Annotated in this window: 16 protein-coding genes; 3 read left to right on the top strand and 13 right to left on the bottom strand. The window is 53.8% G+C overall.

The genetic code is table 11. The features are described from left to right. Positions 1–61: 61 nt before the first annotated feature. From A377_RS12830 to cls, 3 genes are all read right to left on the bottom strand, one after another. The gene (locus A377_RS12830) at positions 62–682 is read right to left on the bottom strand and encodes a biliverdin-producing heme oxygenase (protein WP_157760816.1); all 621 of its coding nucleotides are present in this window, start codon (positions 680–682) and stop codon (positions 62–64) included. Between the two features lie 111 nt (positions 683–793). Beyond that, positions 794–1,561 (bottom strand): endonuclease/exonuclease/phosphatase family protein, encoded by a 768-nt coding sequence (locus A377_RS0109195; protein ID WP_019896042.1) that lies wholly within the window; start codon positions 1,559–1,561, stop codon positions 794–796. Between the two features lie 8 nt (positions 1,562–1,569). Further along, positions 1,570–3,042 carry a cardiolipin synthase gene (gene cls, locus A377_RS0109190; protein ID WP_019896041.1) on the bottom strand — a complete coding sequence of 491 codons (1,473 nt, stop codon included), beginning with the start codon at positions 3,040–3,042 and terminating at the stop codon, positions 1,570–1,572. 181 nt (positions 3,043–3,223) lie between these two features. Between cls and A377_RS0109185 the strand changes: the two genes are divergently transcribed. From A377_RS0109185 to hrpA, 3 genes are all read left to right on the top strand, one after another. Next, positions 3,224–4,018 (top strand): motility protein A, encoded by a 795-nt coding sequence (locus tag A377_RS0109185; RefSeq protein ID WP_019896040.1) that lies wholly within the window; start codon positions 3,224–3,226, stop codon positions 4,016–4,018. A 15-nt stretch (positions 4,019–4,033) separates the two neighbouring features. Then, positions 4,034–4,861: an OmpA/MotB family protein gene (locus A377_RS0109180; RefSeq protein ID WP_019896039.1), complete on the top strand. Its 828-nt coding sequence runs from the start codon at positions 4,034–4,036 to the stop codon at positions 4,859–4,861. Positions 4,862–4,956: 95 nt separating this feature from the next. Further along, positions 4,957–8,931 (top strand): ATP-dependent RNA helicase HrpA, encoded by a 3,975-nt coding sequence (gene hrpA, locus A377_RS0109175; RefSeq protein WP_019896038.1) that lies wholly within the window; start codon positions 4,957–4,959, stop codon positions 8,929–8,931. Positions 8,932–8,991: 60 nt separating this feature from the next. Here hrpA and A377_RS0109170 read toward each other — a convergent pair whose 3' ends face one another. The 10 genes from A377_RS0109170 to nuoF all read right to left on the bottom strand — a co-directional run bounded on the left by A377_RS0109170 (position 8,992) and on the right by nuoF (position 20,487). Next, positions 8,992–9,306, bottom strand: a complete 315-nt coding sequence (locus A377_RS0109170) for a DUF2818 family protein (protein WP_019896037.1) — start codon at positions 9,304–9,306, stop codon at positions 8,992–8,994. A 77-nt stretch (positions 9,307–9,383) separates the two neighbouring features. Further along, a complete protein-coding gene (gene nuoN, locus A377_RS0109165) occupies positions 9,384–10,820 on the bottom strand; it encodes an NADH-quinone oxidoreductase subunit NuoN (protein WP_019896036.1) in 1,437 nt (478 codons plus the stop codon). 58 nt (positions 10,821–10,878) lie between these two features. Then, positions 10,879–12,393, bottom strand: coding sequence for an NADH-quinone oxidoreductase subunit M (locus tag A377_RS0109160; protein WP_019896034.1), 1,515 nt, complete (start codon positions 12,391–12,393; stop codon positions 10,879–10,881). 77 nt (positions 12,394–12,470) lie between these two features. Further along, complete coding sequence (gene nuoL, locus A377_RS0109155) at positions 12,471–14,447, bottom strand: NADH-quinone oxidoreductase subunit L (protein ID WP_019896033.1); 1,977 nt, start codon at positions 14,445–14,447, stop codon at positions 12,471–12,473. A 6-nt stretch (positions 14,448–14,453) separates the two neighbouring features. Further along, positions 14,454–14,759: an NADH-quinone oxidoreductase subunit NuoK gene (gene nuoK / locus A377_RS0109150; protein WP_019896031.1), complete on the bottom strand. Its 306-nt coding sequence runs from the start codon at positions 14,757–14,759 to the stop codon at positions 14,454–14,456. Continuing rightward, positions 14,756–15,394 carry an NADH-quinone oxidoreductase subunit J gene (locus A377_RS0109145; RefSeq protein ID WP_019896030.1) on the bottom strand — a complete coding sequence of 213 codons (639 nt, stop codon included), beginning with the start codon at positions 15,392–15,394 and terminating at the stop codon, positions 14,756–14,758. The genes nuoK and A377_RS0109145 overlap by 4 nt, the downstream gene beginning before the upstream one ends. 44 nt (positions 15,395–15,438) lie before the next feature. After that, positions 15,439–15,930: an NADH-quinone oxidoreductase subunit NuoI gene (nuoI, locus tag A377_RS0109140; protein WP_019896029.1), complete on the bottom strand. Its 492-nt coding sequence runs from the start codon at positions 15,928–15,930 to the stop codon at positions 15,439–15,441. Positions 15,931–15,942: 12 nt separating this feature from the next. Beyond that, positions 15,943–17,007 carry an NADH-quinone oxidoreductase subunit NuoH gene (gene nuoH / locus A377_RS0109135; RefSeq protein WP_019896028.1) on the bottom strand — a complete coding sequence of 355 codons (1,065 nt, stop codon included), beginning with the start codon at positions 17,005–17,007 and terminating at the stop codon, positions 15,943–15,945. A 36-nt stretch (positions 17,008–17,043) separates the two neighbouring features. Then, positions 17,044–19,161, bottom strand: coding sequence for an NADH-quinone oxidoreductase subunit NuoG (nuoG, locus tag A377_RS0109130; protein ID WP_028485433.1), 2,118 nt, complete (start codon positions 19,159–19,161; stop codon positions 17,044–17,046). A 45-nt stretch (positions 19,162–19,206) separates the two neighbouring features. Further along, positions 19,207–20,487, bottom strand: coding sequence for an NADH-quinone oxidoreductase subunit NuoF (nuoF, locus tag A377_RS0109125; RefSeq protein WP_019896023.1), 1,281 nt, complete (start codon positions 20,485–20,487; stop codon positions 19,207–19,209). Between the last annotated feature and the right edge of the window lies 1 nt (position 20,488).

The following is a 20,488-nucleotide window of genomic DNA, read 5'->3' as shown; positions in this document are numbered from 1 at the left end:
CATTGCCATCAAACGCTCAGGATACATACGCCCGGGGAAGGCTTGCAAGGCGTCGCGCCATTCACAATACGCAACGACCACATTCAACCGCTTCGGTTTCGGCTCGCACCAGCTGCTGGCGCAAACGCACAAACACTTCCATGCCTGCCAGAACCGCTTCATGCGGATCGATTTCGGCCTGATCCAACCATTGGCAGAATGTCTGCCACATCTCCTCCGTGGCCTCGCCCTCGCCCCGGTAAAACGTCAGCGGCAAGTCCGCTCCCAATCGTTTTTCCAGCAGCGGGGCAATTCGCCTTGCGCCCTGTGTGGAACCTTCAAGCACATACAGCGCACCGGCGGCGGCGGAAAAATGACGCAACGTGACAAAGCCGGGAACAGAATGGAGACACAGCGCAGGCTCACCCATCTGTCTGAGCTGCTTCAGATCGGCGTCCAGGCGCTCGCATTTTCGGTTGCGAGTGGCAAAATCCACCAGGCCTGCCTGTTCAAAATCGGATTGAAACGAACGCAAGTGCTGTTCAATCTGACAGAATCCGCTTTTCATTCCCCAGAGTAAACGCTGGTACTGCAGACGGTCAAAATCGCCGTCAAACAATGCGGCCACAATCGGACTGGTCTCCAGCCAGGCATGGGCCGGAGCCAACTGTTCACGCAGAAGTTGACGCAAGGGTGGTTTCACATTGGCATCCATATCATCAAAGGAGAAGTCAAAAGAGTCGTCAAAAAAGCGGGTTCAATCTCATTATCTGATTGCCTGCACAGTGTATCACCCCAGACAAAAGAAAAGAAATCACGCGTTTCCCGCCGATCCATCCAGCATGGCAAAACAGACGCTCAAGGGGTTGTGATCCGAGATATGCGGGACGGACAGCACCTCGGCCGAGACCACCTCAAGGCCCCGGTAAAACACATGGTCCAACGGCTGCCGGTTAAGACGGCGAATGCCCCGGTCCGACGGGTAGGCCACTTTTTTCAGCCCCAGTTGGTCGGTGGCTTTTTGCAGGGTCATGGCCCGCGTTCGGTTCCAGGAATTGAAGTCGCCACTCAAAATCATCGGCCCGCTGTGTTCGGCCAGGTGGCGCCAGATGGTCTGAAGCTCCTGCTTGAACAAAGCATGAGAAACAAAATTGATCGCATGAATGTTCAAGTGCGTCAACCACTGACCATCGGGCATGGGGTGGCGGGTAATCAAAGCGGTTTTGTGCGTGGCCCAACCCAGCTCCCGGCTCTGGGTCAGGCATTGTGCCTGCGCCTGCATTTGAACACGGCTGGCGGTCACGACCCCATAATGACGACCGCCCCGCTGCAAATTGGGGGCCATCAGATACGGCAGGTTGAAAAACCGGGGCTGTCCATCCTGGGTTCGCGCCTCCTGCATCGAAAGCAGATCCACCTGAGGCACCGGGATCACCTCACTGAGTTCGGTCAGTGAATACGGCGTGAAATCGGTCTTCTGCACATTCCAGGCTACCAGCTCAAACGGGTTGGGCAACACGGCGCAGGTGTTCGGATCGGTGTAAAAATCCGGCGAAATCGGGGTATGCGTGGGTCGATACATGGAAAAGGCTACAAAATTGGCGCAAAAATGCGCGTCAGATTCTCAAACAAACGGCGTCCTTTTGAGGTCTTGGGGACAAAACGGTCGCTTTTCAAGCGAAGTGCCTGCAAAAACGGTCCCAGTTCCGCCAGCAGCCCTTCACTGTAGGCAAACGCGGCCATTTCGTAATTGATGAACAAAGACCGGTAATCGAGATTGGCCGTTCCCAGAAGCACCGCCTGCCGATCAAACACGACCAGTTTGGCGTGCAACATGCCCGACGGATACAGCAACACTTCGCCGCCGGCCTCAGCCAGTTCACGCATATACGAACTGCGCCCCAGATCAAAAATCAGATGATCGGATTTTGCCGGAGTCAGCAACGTCACCGTCACCCCGCGTTTGATCGCAATCAACAACGCACTCATAATGCTGCTGTCGGGAATGAAATACGGCGAAACAATCTGAATCCGCTCTTTGGCCTGATAAATGGCATAGAGCAAACTTTCAAAGAGCACATCGCCAGCCATATCGGGACCAGAAGGCAGTACCTGCAACCAGGCCTGGTCAAAATCGCTTTCTTTCGCAGTCTGCTGGCCCGAGGCGAGGCCGTTTTGTTTTTTCTCGTCTTCGGTCAGCGGCAACACGATCTCACCGGTGGTGTAAAACCAGTCCTCGGCAAACACCTGAGCGTAAGTGACCACACTGGGACCATTGATCTCAAACAACCAATCCACCCAGCGCACTTTGCCGCCGTCCTGTGCGTCCGTTCTGTCGGGACCGAAGTAATCGTCGGACAGGTTCATTCCCCCGGTGAACACCGTCGTCTGATCAATCAGGTAGATCTTGCGGTGGTTGCGAAGATTGACCTGCTGATTGAAAAAGGTTTTGAACAGCGGCTGAAAAAACGCCACCTTGACCCCGGCCTGCTCCAGAAAGCGCAAGCGTTTTCGCCGCCGATACAAAGCAAAACTGCCGACACTGTCCAGAAGCAGCTTGACCTCCAGCCCGGCTCTGGCTTTTTCCGCCAGCAAATCGGCCAGACGCTGCCCGGTGTCATCCAGCTCAAAAATATAGGTTTGCAGGTAAATGCAGTGCCGTGCCTGTTTCAAACGCTGTTCAAACGCCGGCCAAAGCGTTTCGGCGCTGTAGGCATGCACGCAGTTGGCGACCGTGGTCGTCGGCAATTGATGGTGTTCGAGCAGGCGTTTCAATGCGGTGGCCATGACCGAACCTGAGCCGGGCAACGTCCCTTTCCCGGACGGAGTAAACGCCAGATTGGACTTGTTTTTCTTGTAGAGCAATTTGCGGGAACCGAACACCCAATAAACCAGCACACCGATCAAGGGCAGCAGAATCAATGCGAACAACCACGCCATCAGATTTTGCGGCGAGCGACGCTGATACAGCATGTGCAGCACCACCAACACCACCAGAACCATGTTGGTCGCATACAGACCCAGCGGCCACAGATTGTCTTGTAAAAATTCGCTGATCGTCACACCCTCATTCCGTTTTCGTCTCCGACGCCTTGTCCTCTGATCCGCCCCAGGCAAAAAACTGCCTGTCTGAGCAAAAATTTGACCTGGCGCAAAGCGCTCTTTCCTAAGATGGTGTCTATTTTGCTATAGTAGCCGCAACGACACAATTGAAAAACCGTCTTTCTATTCGGACATAACCACCATGATGAACATTTCCTTTACCGCATTACTGGGTTTTATCCTGGGTATCGGGCTATTTTCCCTGGCGGTGTTTCTCAACACCGACAGCTACATGATGTTTTTCAGTCTCTCCAGCCTGCTGATGGTTCTGGGGGGCACGCTGGCCGTGGCCATGATTTCCTTTGAAGGCATCAATGTGCTGCTGGCCATCCGGGAAATCGGTGCGACCCTGGCCTCGGCCAGAGTCAACCCACGCAAGCTGTACGAAGACGTCGGGGTCCTGATTGACTGGTCCAAACTGGTCCGCAAGGAAGGACTGCGCCGCCTGGAAAATTCGGTGGTGCTTTCCCGCGCCGACGACGAAAACTTTCTGGGTCAGTCGTTTGAGTATCTGCTTTCCGGCTACAAGGGCGAAAAACTCTATACCCTGCTGGAGCACACCCGCCAATCCATGTACGACCGGCGCATGGCGCAGGCCAAGGTGCTGATGACCATGGCCTCGGCCGCCCCGGCCTTCGGCATGATCGGGACCCTGGTGGGGCTGATCATCATGCTCAACAACATGGAAGGCGACCCGTCCCAAATCGGCGGCGGTCTGGCCGTGGCGCTGATGACCACCCTGTACGGGGTGCTGATGGCGCAACTGTTTTTCAAACCGGCCGCCAAAAAGGTCGAACAGAAACAGGATCTGGAAGCCTATCGCAATCACATTCTGACCGAAGGCGTTTTCCTGCTGGCTGAAGGGGCGTCCCCCATGCACATTCAAGACGCTATGAACGCCTTTCTTGATCCGCGCCATCAGTTTACGCGCGCCTGATCGGCTGGAGGATTTATGCCGGAAGTCCAGATGCCCAAGCGGCCGGAACCCAAAAACCGGGAAGCCCCGAAAACCAATCCCAATACCGCAGGGCCGCATTCCACGCGGCGTTGCCGCACTTTTCAAAAAGCCAATCTGGGGGAAAACTCTCAGGACGAGTGGCTGATCACCTATGCCGATGCCGTGACCTTGATCTTGGCGTTTTTTGTTCTGATCTTTTCCATCTCTGAAATCAGCCAGACCAAATTCGAAGCCTTGCAGACCAGTCTGGGGCACGAACTGCTGAAAAAAGAAGAAGTGGTCAACCCGCTGGAAAAACTGGAAACCAATCTTTCGGAAATTCTGGAAACGCATGACATCTCGCCCGAAGAAGCGCTGAACCTCAACGAGAACGAACTGCGGATCGATCTGCCGGGGGAGCTGCTGTTCAGAAGTGCGTCCACCGATCTTTCGCCGGAATCGCAGCGGTTATTGCGGTCGGTAGCGGATGAAATCAAAGCCTTTCCGCTGCCCAATTACCTGATCGAAATCGAAGGCCATACCGATGATGTGCCAATCAGCACCACCCGTTTTCCTTCCAACTGGGCCTTGTCCTCGGGCCGTGCCATTTCGGTGCTGAAAATCTTTTTTGAAAGCGGCATCGACAAACACCGGCTCAAGGCCATCGGCTATGCCGATACGCGCCCCAAAGCCCCGAACGAGGATGAGTTCGGTCGCCCGATTCCCGAAAACCAGGCCGAGAACCGGCGGGTGGAAATCAAGGTGGCCCGCAACCCCGATGCCAAAAGAGCCGAGTCGGGCACCGGCAACCAGCCTCAACCCAAAAACACCACCCAAAAATAACCAGGCCTGGTCAGTTTTGGTCCTGACGCCGATGGGCTTTGCGCTCAACCGGTCAGGCGGCTACAATTGCGTCTCAAAATCACCTCGAGGAACGCATGCAGATTCAAACGGCCCAGGACGCCATCCAAGCGATTGACACAACCCTGATCAAGGATCGCCACCCTTTGCGCCAACAGCTCAAACGCCTGAAGATCACGACAGACATGTCGGCGCAGGCTTTTGCCGACGTCCAGTCCCAGCCCGACTGGCAAAAGTGGCTGGAACGTCTGCAGCAATCTCAGGCGCGAGTGGAGGAAACCCGTCGCCGCCGCCCCAGCGTTGACTACCCGGACCTGCCGGTGGCGACGCGACGAGAGGAAATCATTCAGACCATTGCCGACCATCAGGTTGTGGTCATTGCCGGTGAAACCGGCTCCGGCAAAACCACTCAGATTCCCAAAATGTGTCTGGACGCCGGGCGTGGCCTGTTCGGGCGCATCGGCTGCACCCAGCCACGCCGCCTCGCCGCCCGCAGTGTGGCCGAGCGACTGGCCGAAGAGCTTCACTCCCAACTGGGCGACACCGTGGGCTATCAGGTCCGTTTTCACGATCAGGTGCGTTCGCATTCGCAGATCAAGGTCATGACCGACGGGATTCTGCTGGCAGAGGTCCAACGGGACCGTTTTCTGAACCAGTACGACACCATCATCATTGACGAAGCCCACGAGCGCAGCATCAACATCGACTTTCTGCTGGGCATTCTCAAACAGTTGCTGCCCAAGCGTCCCGATTTGAAACTGATCATCACCTCCGCCACCATCGACACCGAACGCTTTTCACAACATTTTGACGGAGCTCCGGTGATCGAGGTCAGTGGCCGGACCTACCCGGTAGAAGTACGCTATCGCCCTTTGGCCACGTTTGAGGATGACGACGGCCAGGAATTTGAACAGGACATCCCCACCGCCATCGGCCATGCGCTGGAAGAGTTGTCCCAGGAAGACCCGTTTGGTGATGTGCTGGTGTTTCAGGTGGGCGAGCGTGACATCAAGGAAACCGCCGAAACCCTGCGCAAACAGAAACAGCCGCACACGGAAGTGATTCCGCTGTATGCCCGTCTGAGCATGAAAGAACAGAACAAAGTGTTCCAGACCTCACAGAAGCGCCGGGTGATTCTGTCCACCAATGTGGCCGAAACCTCGCTGACCGTGCCCGGCATCAAGTTTGTGATCGATCCGGGGCTGGTACGCATCAGCCGCTATTCAGTACGGTCCAAAGTCCAGCGCCTGCCGATTGAAAAAATCTCCCAGGCCTCGGCCAATCAGCGTGCCGGGCGCTGTGGACGGGTCAGTGAAGGCATTTGCATCCGCCTCTATGACGAAGACGATTTTCAGGGCCGGGCTCAATTTACCCCACCGGAAATACACCGCACATCTCTGGCCACGGTCATTCTGCAGATGACCCAGATGCGATTGGGGCAGGTCAAGCACTTCCCGTTTATCGAGCCGCCCGAAGACAAGGCCGTGAATGACGGGTATCGACAACTGCACGAACTGGGTGCACTGGATCAGGAGCGCCGCCTGACCGAAGCCGGCCAGAGTCTGGCCCGTTTGCCTCTGGACCCGCGCATGGCCAGAATGGTGCTGGAAGGCCAGAAAAACGGCGTGCTGATGGAAGTGTTGATCATTGCCACGGCCCTGAGCATTCAAGACCCGCGCGACATGAACGAAAGTACCCGACAGGCCGCTGCGCAGGCGCACAAAACATTCGAAGACCCGCGTTCGGATTTTCTGTTCTTTTTGAATCTGTGGCGCTTTTACGAAGACAAACGCCGCCACCTCAGTCAGAACAAACTGCGAAAGCTCTGCAAAACCAATTACCTGTCTTACCTGCGGATGAAAGAATGGCACGACCTGTTTTTTCAGATTGAGGTGTCCCTCAAGCGCCAGGGCATCAAAGTCGGGGACTTGCATCTGTACGAAGAGGTGCGCGAAGGCGGCAAACTGCGGGAACAGCTCGCGGATGTGCATGCCATTGCGGTGCATCGTGCGCTGATGAGTGGGCTGCTGGGCAATTTGGCGGTGCGCGAAGACGACAAACGCTATCAGGGCACCCGCAACACCAAAGTCCACATTCACCCAAGTTCGGTGCTGTTCAAGCGCAAACCCAAATGGCTGATCAGTGCCGAATTGGTGGAAACCAGCAAGCTGTTTGCCCGCAACAACGCCGCCATTGACGTCAAATGGGTCGAGTCCCTGGCCGGTCACCTGGTCAAGCGCAGCTACGACGATCCCCACTGGCAGAAAAAACGCGGTCAGGTCGGGGCCTTTGAAAGCGTCACCTTGTATGGTCTGCCCATTGTCAGCCGACGGCGTTGCAATTACGGCCCGATCAATCCCGAAGAATCCCACAAAATTTTCATTCGTCATGGTCTGGTCGAAGGTCAGATGCACTGTCGGCTGGATTTCTTTCAACACAACCAGCGTCTGATCCGGGAAATCGAACAGATCGAATCCAAACTGCGTCGTCCGGATTTTCTGGTAGACGACGAACAACTGTACGATTTTTATGCCGAGCGTCTGCCCCGTCACATCTACAACCAACCGGCGCTGGAAACCTGGGTCAAAAAAACCCGCCAGACCCATCCCGAACAAATCGACGCCCTGTTTCTGACCCGGGAACAGTTGCTGAAACAGTCGGTGGATGCCGAACGTCTGAAAAACGACTTTCCCGATCAGATCACGCTGAGCAACCGTCTGCCGTTAAAACTGGACTACACCTTTGAACCGGGTCAGGCCCGGGACGGCATGGTGGTGCAACTGCCATTGGCGCAACTCAACCAGGTCCAGGCCCAGGACTTTGAATGGCTGACACCGGGACTGTTGCGCGAAAAAACCGCACATTGCATCAAGTCGCTGCCCAAGCAGCTGCGAAAGCAATTCATTCCCGCGCCCCAGACCGCCGAGCTGGTACTGGCAGAGATGACGCCGGACAAAAAAATCGACGGTCACAAGGCGGATTATTTGACCCAATTGGTGTGGGCGCTCAATCGGCGCGGTCAAAAAAAGGTGGCATTGAAGGACTTTGACAGCGTGGAACTGCCCGAACATTGTCAGCCCTTTTATGTGCTCAAGGATGAGCAGGGAAAAACGTTGGCCGAAAGCGCGGATCTGGACAAACTCAAACAGGATTACCAGCACCTGGTTACGGCATCGTTGAAAAACAATCAGCCTGAAACCCAATCCAGTCAACCGATCAGCGCATGGGATTTTGGTGATTTACCGGAATCGGAAACCCTCAAAACCCAACGCGGCGAACTGATTGTGTACCCGGTGCTGAGAGTGAAGGAGGACGCCGTCCACCTTGATCGTCTACCCGACCCAGATGCCGCCAAAACCATTCATGCCCAAGGGGTTCTGACCCTGTTTGCGACCGTTCTGGATGACAAAGTCCGATACATGCAGCGTCAGCTGCCGCTGAAACAGGCCTGTCTGTGCTTTGCGCCTTACGGTTCCTGCAAGGATCTGACCCAACAGGTCATTGACCAGGCGCTGACCAGACTGATTGAACAACCCGCCGAGATTCGGACTCAGAAGGCATTTGAACAGGGACTGGAAACGCTGCGGCAGAATTGGCTGCAGGAAGCCCAGTCATTGGCCGAAATGGTGTCAGACGTCTTGAGCCGCCACCAAAAGCTGGCCAAACGGATCAAAGGCAAGGTCAATCCCCGATTACTGGGGTCGGTTCAGGATATTCGTACCCAACTGGACGCCCTGATTCATGCGGATTTCATTCGTGAGACCCCGAACCAGTGGCTGAGACAGTTGCCGCGCTACCTGCAGGGATTGGAAAAACGGCTGGAGAAGATTGAACTGGACCCGGCCAAAGACCAGATCGCGTTGAAACAACTCACCCCACTGCTGAACGCTTTTGAGCAGATGGCCAGTGATCCGGCCTATCAAAAACACCCAGGCCTGGTCGAAATTCGCTGGCTGTTGGAGGAACTGCGCCTGTCGCTGTTTTCCCAGCCGTTGAAAACCCTGAAACCGGTGTCGATTCAACGAATCGAAAAGAAGCTACGGCAGTTGTAATCGCCTGTTTTCCGCTTGAAACCAGACTTGATTGAAAACGGGGCTGAATCAGGCGGGGCGTTATCCGTTTTGCACATAACGTTTAAGGTTGTAGCGATAGATAAAGCCGGGGAATGAGAAAATGGCAAACATGAACACATTGACCGCGTAAAACTCCCAGTCCTGGGGTTGAACGCTACCCATGGCATTTTTCTCCAGCAAAAACGCCAGCAAACCGATCAGAAGGAAATAGACAAACCATTCCACCAGGTTCAACCAGACCGATTTTGAGCGCACTGGCACCACCAAAAACAAACGTTTCTCGAAAAACCAGGGCACGTTGGCCAATACAATGGCTGTTACGATCAAAACCCAAACCGCTGTGTCCAATGTCATAATGCCTGTGCTCCTATCAAATGGTTAACAGAGCCCTTGTACGAAATCAAAAGGCCCAAAAATGCGGCTGGATGAACTCAGAGGCTATGATAGCCCAGATCGATCACCCAAGATGGGAAAATCCCGAACACAAGCAAGGCCGCAGCCACCACACTGATTGCCCAGGTCAAATGCCGTGCAACCGGCTCGGCTTTCGACGCATCCTCTGGGGCATCAAAGTACATGACCTTGACCACACGCAGATAATAAAAGGCACTGATGACCGCTGAGATAACAGCCAGAACCGCAAGCCACACAAACCCGGCCTGAACCACTTCTTCAATCACCACGACCTTGGCATAGAAACCGATGAACGGGGGAATCCCGGCCATGGAAAACATCACAAACAACATCATCAATGCCAGCCAGGGGTTGCGTTGATTCATTCCCTTAAAGTCGTCCACCCGATCAAATTCGTGGCCGGTACGCGCCAGGACCGTAATCATGCCGAAGGCGGCCAGCGCCATAAACGCATAGACCAGTGTATACACCATGGCGCTGGCGTAACCGTCCGGGTTGGCCGCAATCAGCCCCAGCAGCAAAAACCCGATGTGCCCGATGCCGGAATAGGCCAACAGCCGCTTGAGATTGTTCTGAACAATCGCCACCAGCGCCCCGACAATCAGCGACAACACCGACAGAATGACCAACAATGGCTGCCAGTCGGCCACCGCGCCGGGGAGCGCTTCGGCCAGCAGGCGGTAGAAGATGGCAAAGGCGGCAATTTTCGGGGCCGTACCGATAAAGAGTGTCACCGCTGTGGGCGCACCATGGTACACATCCGGCACCCACATATGAAATGGCACCGCACCCAGCTTGAACGCCAGCCCGATGACGACAAACACCACCGCGAATGACAACACCACATGATCGACCTGACCAGTGGCAATAACGGCGGCCATGTCATCAAAGGCAATGCTGCCGGTGGCGCCATAAAGCATGGAGAAGCCGTACAGCAACATGCCGGTTGCCAGAGCCCCTAGGACAAAGTATTTGAGAGCCGCTTCCAGCGCCGCGCTGTGGTCCTTGCGCATGGCCACCAGCGTATAAATCGCCAGAGACATGATCTCCAGACCCAGATACAGAGTAATCAGGTTGTGGGCGGAGACCATGACAAACATGCCCAGAATCGAGAAAAGACCCAGTGTGAAATACTCGCCCCGATAGAATTTCGCCTGCAACAGATATTCTTTTGAAAAAAGGAACATGCCCAGTGAAATCACAACGATGGCCAGTTTGAGCACATCAGAAAAGGCATCACGCACAAAACTGCCATCAAAGGTCATCACCGTCTCAGTGGTAAAGCTGGTGACAATCAAGGCTCCCACAATCAGCAGAATCACCTGAGTCGCATAATAGGTGGCAAACTCATAGCGTTTTGACCAGATCGTATCCGCGACCAGTAGCAGACTGGTCAGCGTGAGCAACACGATCTCAGGTATTGCAGGCGTAAAACTTGGGATGACAAAATTCATACGATCAACTCACTTAATGGGTTCTTTTAATTTCGTGGTTCTTATGACTCTGTGAGTCTTATAATTTCGACGTCGTCGCCTGAATCAACAGGTTGGCGACCGACACATCCATCACTTCGATCAGTGGGGCCGGGTAAACACCCAACACAATCACGGCAACCGCCAGAGTGGCCATAATGGCAAATTCGCGTCGGTTGAGGTCGGCCAGAGAGCCGACCTGATCATTGGCAACCGGACCGAAAAACACGCGCTTGACCATCCACAGAGTATAGGCGGCACCAATCACCAGCGTCGAAGCCGCCACAACGCCATACCAGACATTGGCTTTGAAAGAGGCCAGTATGACCATGAATTCCCCGACAAAGCCGGACGTGCCCGGCAAGCCGGCATTGGCCATCGCAAACAGCACGGCGAAGAACCCGAACCATGGCATGGTGTTGACCACCCCGCCATAAGCCGAAATCTCGCGGGTCTGCATACGGTCATAGAGCACTCCGATCATCAGGAACATCGCACCGGAAATAAAGCCGTGTGAAATCATCTGCACCATGGCCCCCTGCATCCCCAGAGCCGCGCCCTGAGCATCACCGCTGTTGGCCACAATGCCATACACCAGAAACATCCCCAAAGTGACAAAGCCCATGTGCGAAATGGAAGAATAGGCCACCAGTTTTTTCATGTCTTTTTGCATCATCGCGACCAGACCGATGTAGAAAATGGCAATCAATGACAACGCAATCACCAACCAGTCAAGCATCATGGAGGCATCCGGCGTGATCGGCAGACTGAAGCGGACAAAACCGTAGCCCCCCATCTTGAGCATGATCGCGGCCAGAACCACCGAACCGGCGGTCGGCGCCTGAACGTGTGCGTCCGGCAGCCAGGTGTGGACCGGCACCATCGGAATCTTGACCGCAAACGCAATCAGGAACGCCAGGAAGATCAGAATCTGGGCCAGCTCGCCAAGCGGCATGATATGGAAGTCCAGAATGGCAAAGCTGCCCGACTGAAAATACATATAAAGGAAGCCGACCAGCATGAAGACTGAACCAAAGAACGTATACAGGAAGAACTTCAGGGTCGCATAGACACGGTCCTTGCCCCCCCACTTACCGATGATCAGGAACATCGGAATCAGCAACGCTTCCCAGAACACATAAAACAGGATCGAATCAAGCGCCGTAAACACCCCGATCATCATGCCCTGCATGATCATGAACGCGCCCATGTATTGCTCTACGCGCTCCCTGATCACATCCCAGGCGGAAGCAATCACCAGAACCTGTGTGAAGGTGGTCAACAGGACCAACGGCATCGACAGGCCGTCAACGCCCAGATGGTAATGAATATTGAACTGATCAATCCAAGGCGATTTTTCCACAAACTGCATGGCTGCGGTGGTGGTATCGAACTGGAACCACAAGGGCAAAGAAACCAGGAAGGTCACAACTGACGTCAAAAGCGCAAACCATTTGGCAAAAGCCGGTCGGTCTCTTCCGCCAAACACAATCAGCGCCCCTGCAAGGATCGGTAACCAGATCAGGGTACTTAAAATAGGCAAACCAAAAACCATTGACAATGTTCCCTTCGTTATTTCTCTTTGATCGAGTTCTTAGCACGCATCCTGTGCGAGATAAAAAGACCCTAAAATTACCACAACACCCAAACCAGCATCGCCAGCAGGCCAAAAATCATCACAAACGCATAGTGATACAGAAAACCGGTTTGTCCCTGCTTAAGGGCTGCGGCCGCGGACGCCACCGAAGTAAATGTGTTTTTTACCAGGCCTGTGTCAATCATCTTCACATCAATGGCTCGCCAGAAGAAATCGCCCAGGCGACGAGCACCCTGAACAAACACCACTTCATTGAAACGATCAAAGCCGTAACCATTGACCAGCATATTGTGACCACGTGGACACATGGCCTGAAGCTTGCCTGGTAGATCGGGCTTTTGAATGTAGAGCAACCAGGCCAGGAAAACCCCGGACAGTGCCAGAATCACCGGCGCGGTCACAAAGCCGTGCAGAGCCATGCCGATCGCCGAATCAAAATAATCGTTGTAAATGCCGGTCAGTACATCGTTCTGAGGCAGGACGGTGATCGCATCGGCAAAATATTCACCTGAAAGGATGGAACCGACCATGGGCAGCCCCATGAACACAGCCGGAATCGCCAACAGAATCAAAGGCACCGTCACCACCTTGGGCGATTCCACAATCCGATGCGATTTCACATAGTCGGATTCCTCGCCATGGAACACCAGAAAGATCATGCGGAAGGTATAGAAAGCGGTCACAAAGACACCGATCAACAGCAGGATTTCAGCCAGCCCTGCGCCATAGGCATCGGTTTGTCCCACGGCCAGCAACACACTGTCTTTGGAGAAAAAGCCGGAAAAGCCCGGGAAACCGATCAAAGCCAAAGCCCCGATCAGCATCGACCAATAGGTGATGGGCATGTGCTTTTTCATGCCCCCCATCTGACGGATGTCCTGAATGTGGTGCATCGCAATGATCACCGAACCGGCCGCCAGAAACAGCAGGGCTTTGAAAAAGGCGTGGGTCAGAACATGGAACATGCCGACGGCATAAGCCGAGGCACCCAGCGCGGCCACCATATAGCCCAGCTGCGACAGGGTGGAATACGCCACAACCCGTTTGATGTCGTTTTGGACAATGCCCAATATCCCCATCATAAAGGCCGTAATCGCACCGACAAGCAAGACGGTACTCAAAGCCACGGCCGACAACTCAAACGCGGGCGACAAACGCGCGACCATAAAGATGCCAGCGGTCACCATGGTGGCCGCGTGGATCAAGGCGGAAATGGGCGTCGGGCCTTCCATGGATTCTGGCAGCCACACATGCAACGGCATTTGAGCGGATTTGCCCATGGCACCGATGAACAGCAACAGACACAACACCGTGATCACCGACCATTCCATGCCGGGGAAGAAGCTCATGGTCGTGCCGACGTGGGCATTGAGGCCATCGAAGAATTCCTGATAATCCAGGGTATTGAAATACACCACCACCACGGCGATGCCGAGAATGAAGCCGAAATCCCCGACCCGGTTGACCAGAAACGCTTTCAGATTGGCCTGAATGGCGGATTCGCGTTTCATATAAAAACCGATCAGCAGATACGAGACCAGTCCCACCGCTTCCCAGCCAAAGAACAGCTGCAGGAAGTTGTTGGCCATCACCAGCGACAACATGGAGAAAGTAAACAGGGAAATGTAGCTGAAGAAACGCTGATAATAAGGATTATCGGGCGAGTAATCTTCGTCATGGGCCATGTAACCAATGGTATAGATGTGCACCATCAGGGAAACAAACGTCACCACCAGCATCATGGTAGCGGAAAGGCTGTCGATCAGAAAACCGATTTCAAAGCGCAGTCCATCCGACACCATCCAGGTATAGAGCGAATCGTTATAGACGGCATGCCCCTGAAAGACAAACAGCCAAAAAACGTACGCAGATAAAATCGTGGAGATGGCCACACCGAAAATGGTCACGGTATGCGCCCCTCTGCGACCGATACGCCGGCCAAAGAGCCCTGCTGCCACGGCACCGAACAAGGGCGATAACAGGATCAGCGTAAGAACAAACTTTAACATCATAACCAATTACCCTTTTATCGTGCCCAGATCGTCGACATTGATGCTCTTGCGGTTTCGGAACACCAGCACAATAATCGCCAGGCCGACGGCGGCTTCTGCCGCGGCGACCGTAAGAATGAAAAACACAAAAATCTGTCCTGTTACGTCACCCAGATAATGAGAAAAAGCAATCAGGTTGGTGTTGACGGCCAACAGAAGCAATTCAATCGACATCAACAGCACAATCACATTTTTTCGGTTCAGGAAAATACCGGCCATGCTGATCATAAAAAGGATGGCCCCAAAAATAAGATAATCCGATAAAGCGATCATTCTTCTTTCTCCTTTTCAGGCAGTGGTTTTTCCACATGCGCTGGCATTTTCACCATCTCGAACCGATCCTGGGCACGGGTTTTGATTTGCTTGTCAATGTCCTGATAGAGCACTTCGGTGTTGGGGCGGCGCCGCAACGTCAGGGTGATGGCTGCCACAATCCCGACCAGCAACAAGACCGCAGCAAGAATGAACGCATAAACATGCTCTGTGTACAAAGGCACGGCCAGGGCCAGGGTATTGCTTTGCGCACTAGCCGTCTCTGCGGGCGCTGCCACCTGCTCCAGACCAAAACGTTCAGGCCCCAGAACCAGATACATCAAGGCAAAGATGGCAAGCGCTGTGAGCACGCCCAACGGCAGATACCGAGTAAACCCTTCCTTGAATTCCGCGACATTGATGTCGAGCATCATCACCACAAACAGGAACAACACCATGACCGCCCCGACATACACCAGTATCAACGCCAGCCCCAGAAATTCGGCCTCGGCGATCAACCAGATGCCCGCTGTTGAAATAAAAGCCAGAACCAGCCAGAGCGCCGCCTGAACCGGGTTTTTCACACTGATCATTTTCAAACCGGCGATGACGGCAATGGCCGCAAGCAAATAAAAGATAAACTGTAAAAATGTCATGGGTAACCTACTCTTGCGTTATTCGGTCTCAACGGAATCAATGATCAGCGATATTTTGCATCGGCCGCACGATCCGCGGCAATCTGCGTCTCATGCTCATCACCAAATGCTAGGAGATCTTCCTTGGTCATAATGTGAGAGCCTCTTTCATGAAATTCGTACTCAAACACGCGAGTTTCGACAATGGCATCGACCGGACAGGCTTCTTCACAGAAACCGCAATAAATGCATTTGAACATGTCAATGTCATACTGGGTGGTCCGTCTGGTGCCGTCCTTGCGTTCTTCGGACTCAATCGTGATCGCATTGGCCGGACAGACGACTTCACACAATTTGCAGGCAATGCAGCGCTCTTCCCCGTTTTCATAACGTCTAAGCGCATGTTTGCCACGAAAGCGCGGTGACAAAGGCGTCTTTTCTTCCGGGTAGCGAACCGTGATCTTTGACTTGAACAGATACTTCCCGGTAACCGCGAGACCTTTGAACAGTTCGGTAAAGCCAAAGCTTTTAACCTGATGTTTTAAAAATGCAATCATGCTCAACCCCACTTAATCAAACCAAGGCCCAAGCTGGACATATTCCATCACACCGACCACAAACACCCACACGATGGTCACAGGGATCAGAACCTTCCAGCCCAGACGCATGATCTGGTCGTATCGATAACGGGGAAACGTCGCCCGGAACCATAAAAACAGAAACAGCAGAATGGCCACTTTGACAAACAGCCAGATGAAACCGGGCACCCAGGCAAATACCGCTTCCAAACCGGGAATCCCTTCAAACGGCGACAACCAGCCACCCAGAAACATCACCGCGGTCATAAAGGAGATCAGGATCATCATGGCGTATTCGGCCAGGAAAAACACGGCAAACGCCATACCGGAATATTCCACATGGAAACCGGCCACGATCTCTGACTCGCCTTCGGCCACATCAAACGGCGCACGGTTGGTTTCCGCCAGGCCTGAAATGAAAAATACGGCAAACATCGGCAACAGAGGCACCCAGTACCAGTGGACAATGCTGCCTTGCTGCCCCTCGACAATCTCAGTCAGGTTCATGCTGCCGGCCACCATCAGAACGGTCACCAGGGCAAACCCCATGGCAATTTCATAGGAGATTTTCTGGGCTGACGCCCGCATCGCGCCCAGAAACGCGTATTTGGAATTGGACGCCCAGCCGGAGATGATCACACCATACACAATGACGGACGTTACCGCCAACACATAAAGCACACCGGCATTGATGTCGGCAACGACCACACCGTTTGCATCAAACGGAATCACCGCCCACGCGGCCACAGCAGGCGCGATGGTCAGAACGGGTGCGACCACAAACAGATAGAAGTTCGATTCGGTGGGTCGAACGATTTCCTTGAACATCAGTTTCAGCGCGTCAGCAATCGGCTGAAGCCAGCCTTTGGGCCCCACCCGGTTCGGCCCCATCCGTAACTGCATGTAACCGATGACTTTTCGCTCGGCAAACGTCAACCAGGCAACCGCCAGCATCACTGGCAAAATAACGACCACTGCCTGTATCAGCAAGGTGATGAGAACCGCCAACCAGTCAAACAGAAACGTTGAAAGCCAGGCCTGTAACGAATCGAACATACTTAATTCCTCTGCTTAATTACCCGTTTGCCAGCATCACGCTGATTTGGCATCCGGTGTCGCCTGAAGCGATGGCGATCGTCTGACCATCGCATCGACCGCATAAATATTGATCTGTTCTGTGGTCACAATGGCTGATTGTTCAGGCGCTTTGGCTGCTTCCAGGGATTGAAAATCCGGAGACAAAGGCGTCAATGCGATGTCGCTTCGAACTTGAGCGGCATTGGTCTGATCAAATCCGTCAAGACCCAGCAGATTGCCAAGAACCCGAAACACCTTCCAGCCGGGCTTGGCATCATTCACCGGCTCAATGGCCATTTTAAAGCTCTGCAAACGCCCCATGGCATTGACGAAACTGCCAGCCGTCTCGGCAAAGGTGCTAATGGGCAGCAGGACATCCGCGTAATCGCGCTGGGTTTCGGAATCGAACGCGGTCATATTGACCACAAATTCGGCCTGTCTCATCGCATTCAGTGCCAGCTGACCATCGGCCAGATCCTTTTCCGGTTCCAGCCCAAAATTCAGGTACATACGGGTGCGAGAAGAAAGCATCTGCTCGGCATTCTTGCCTTTGAGAGGCAGAAAACCGACCTGTTGCGCGCCCACAGTATTGGCTGACAATGGCACAATACTCAGATTGGCGCCCGTCCATGCCTCCAGACAGGCACTCAACTGGACCAATTCCGTGTAATGGGCATCGGTTTGGGCGATCTGACCCAGCATAACGGACACGTTTTCCGCCTCAATCATCTGCTGGGCCAGAGTTTCGACCTCCGTGTCCACCTCGCTTTGAGCCACCCATTGCGGCAAATCCGATTGATGGCCGGTTTTTTCAGCCACCGTTTTGACCAGGCCTGCCAGCTTCAGCAACCACTGATCGGAGGCGATCTGGGTCATGTCATAGTTAAAGTCAAAGGTTTCCGGGTTAATGGCCCAAATGCCAGCGCCTTTTTGCCCGGCCTTTCGAAGCCGGTGATTGAGCAATGGAATTTCTTTGCGCAGCCAACTTCCAACAAGCAAGACCAGATCCTGGTTCTCCAGACCATCAAAACTCAGATTCAAATGCGGCTGAACGGCTTTTTCGGAATGCGGTTGAACCGCATCCAGCCGGAAATCGCTTTGGCGCAAACGGTGATCCAGGTTTTCAATTCCCAGACCTCTGGCCATTTTCTGCAGCAGATGCAATTCTTCCAGTGTGGCATTGGGTGCGGCCAGTACGCCAACCTGATCCGGGAAGGTTTCGGCATAGGCTTTCAATTTGTCTGCGACAAACGCCAGGGCGGTTTCCCAGTCAACGTCCTGCCATTGCCCTTTGTTTTTGATCATCGGCGTTTGCAAACGGTCTTCGCTGTGGATGGCTTCGTAAGAAAAACGGTCACGATCCGAAATCCAGACTTCGTTCACTGATTCGTTTTCGGCCGGCACCACGCGCTTCACCTCATTGCCTTTGGCATGGATCACAATATTGGAACCAATGCTGTCGTGCGGCGCAATTGTTGGGTGAGACTGCAGTTCCCAAGGCCGGGCAGAGTAACGGAAAGGTTTCGAGGTCAAAGCCCCGACCGGGCACAAGTCAATCATATTGCCCGACATTTCCGAACTCACGGACTTTTCAATGTAGGTGCCGATTTCCATCCATTCACTGCGTCCGGTCGCTCCCAGTTCCATCATGCCAGCCACTTCCTGACCAAAACGCACACAACGGGTGCAGTGAATGCAACGGGTCATATCGGTCTGAATCAGAGAGCCGATGTCTTTGTCTGCGACAACGCGTTTGCCTTCATTGAAGTGGGACACATCGTCCCCATATTCCAGTGCCACATCCTGAAGCTCACACTCCCCACCCTGGTCACAGATCGGGCAATCCAGAGGATGGTTGATCAGCAAAAACTCCATCACATTTTTTTGTGCGCCCTTGGCCTTCTGCGACTGAGTGAGGACTTTCATACCGTCTGTCACCGGCGTGGCGCAAGCCGGCATCGCCTTGGGGGCACCTTCCACTTCTACCAGGCACATACGGCAATTCGCGGCGATGGAAAGTTTTTTGTGGTAACAAAAGCGCGGAATGGCGATGTTGGCCTGATCGGCCACATCAATCAGCATTGAGCCTTCTTTTGCCTCAACCACTTGTCCGTTAATTTCAATCTTCACCATAACTACTACCTAATTCAATGCCTGTCGATGCCTGAACCGTCCGGCTTATTGACGATCAAAAATACTGCAACCGTGGTCTATGTAATGTCTGAACTCGTGTTCGAAGTGTTCAAGGAAACTGCTCACTGGCGTCGCGGCCGCATCACCCAGGCCACAGATCACTTTGCCCATGATTTTTCCGCCCACATTTCGGAGCAATTCAATGTCTTCCGGACGGCCCTTGCCCTGGCGGATCCGATGAATCACACGGTACATCCAGCCTGTCCCTTCGCGACAAGGGGTGCATTGTCCACAAGATTCTTCATGGTAAAACCATGAGAGACGCTCACAGGCTTTCACCATATCGGTGTGATCGTCCATGATAATGACCGATCCCGCTCCCAGGAAGGAACCGGATTTGGCAATGGAATCGTAATCCATGTTCATGGCCAATGCCTTCTCTCCTGGCAAAACCGCCGTGGAAGCACCACCTGGAATCACGGCTTTGAGTTCCCGCCCTTTCCAGATGCCACCAGCGGCCTCCAAAAGATCCTTGAATGGCGTCCCCATGCGCACTTCGAAGTTTCCGGGTTTTTCAACATGGCCGGAAACCGCATAACACTTGGTACCACCAGCGTTTTCCACCCCCAGATCACGGAACCATTCACCGCCTTTCGCCAGAATCACCGGGATTGAGGCCAGGGTTTCGGTATTGTTGACCGTGGTGGGCTTGCCCCAGGCACCGTAACTGGCTGGAAACGGGGGTTTAAAACGGGGCTGCCCCTTCTTTCCTTCCAGAGACTCAATCAACGCGGTCTCTTCACCGCAGATATAAGCCCCTGCTCCCAAATGTGCATGCAGCTCAAAATCGTACCCCGAGCCCAGAATGTTTTCGCCCAGCAGGCCTGCCTCGCGTGCTTGCTCGATCGCATTATGAAAGCGTTTGTACGGCTCCCAGAATTCGCCTCGGATATAGTTGTACCCCGCTGTGGCACCGATCGTGTAGCCGGCAATCATCATCCCTTCGACCAACTGATGCGGGTTGTAGCGAAGAATGTCACGGTCCTTGAAAGTGCCCGGCTCGCCTTCATCGGAATTACACAGGATGTATTTGGGTCCGGGCGCTGCCCGGTTCATGAAGCTCCACTTCAGACCGGTAGGAAAACCGGCACCGCCACGCCCGCGGATATTGGACGTTTTGATTTCATCGATGATTTCCTGTGGTGACAACTCTCCCGCCAAAACCTGTTTCCAGATCTGGTAACCACCGTTTTCGATGTAAGTCTCAATATCCCACGGGGTATCGAGATGGTTGAGGCGATAACAGCATTCATTTAATGGCAACATG

This window comes from Hydrogenovibrio halophilus DSM 15072, assembly GCF_000384235.1.
Lineage (GTDB): Bacteria > Pseudomonadota > Gammaproteobacteria > Thiomicrospirales > Thiomicrospiraceae > Hydrogenovibrio > Hydrogenovibrio halophilus.
This window is presented reverse-complemented; position numbering and strand designations above follow the sequence as displayed.

Bases quoted from the DNA above. Each gene is read 5' to 3' on its own strand.
- A377_RS0109195 (WP_019896042.1), bottom strand. From the start codon at position 1,561: ATGTATCGACCCACGCATACCCCGATTTCGCCGGATTTTTACACCGAT.
- A377_RS0109185 (WP_019896040.1), top strand. From the start codon at position 3,224: ATGATGAACATTTCCTTTACCGCATTACTGGGTTTTATCCTGGGTATC.
- A377_RS0109180 (WP_019896039.1), top strand. From the start codon at position 4,034: ATGCCGGAAGTCCAGATGCCCAAGCGGCCGGAACCCAAAAACCGGGAA.
- hrpA (WP_019896038.1), top strand. From the start codon at position 4,957: ATGCAGATTCAAACGGCCCAGGACGCCATCCAAGCGATTGACACAACC.
- A377_RS0109170 (WP_019896037.1), bottom strand. From the start codon at position 9,306: ATGACATTGGACACAGCGGTTTGGGTTTTGATCGTAACAGCCATTGTA.
- nuoN (WP_019896036.1), bottom strand. From the start codon at position 10,820: ATGAATTTTGTCATCCCAAGTTTTACGCCTGCAATACCTGAGATCGTG.
- A377_RS0109160 (WP_019896034.1), bottom strand. From the start codon at position 12,393: ATGGTTTTTGGTTTGCCTATTTTAAGTACCCTGATCTGGTTACCGATC.
- nuoL (WP_019896033.1), bottom strand. From the start codon at position 14,447: ATGATGTTAAAGTTTGTTCTTACGCTGATCCTGTTATCGCCCTTGTTC.
- nuoK (WP_019896031.1), bottom strand. From the start codon at position 14,759: ATGATCGCTTTATCGGATTATCTTATTTTTGGGGCCATCCTTTTTATG.
- A377_RS0109145 (WP_019896030.1), bottom strand. From the start codon at position 15,394: ATGACATTTTTACAGTTTATCTTTTATTTGCTTGCGGCCATTGCCGTC.
- nuoI (WP_019896029.1), bottom strand. From the start codon at position 15,930: ATGATTGCATTTTTAAAACATCAGGTTAAAAGCTTTGGCTTTACCGAA.
- nuoH (WP_019896028.1), bottom strand. From the start codon at position 17,007: ATGTTCGATTCGTTACAGGCCTGGCTTTCAACGTTTCTGTTTGACTGG.
- nuoG (WP_028485433.1), bottom strand. From the start codon at position 19,161: ATGGTGAAGATTGAAATTAACGGACAAGTGGTTGAGGCAAAAGAAGGC.
- nuoF (WP_019896023.1), bottom strand. From the start codon at position 20,487: ATGTTGCCATTAAATGAATGCTGTTATCGCCTCAACCATCTCGATACC.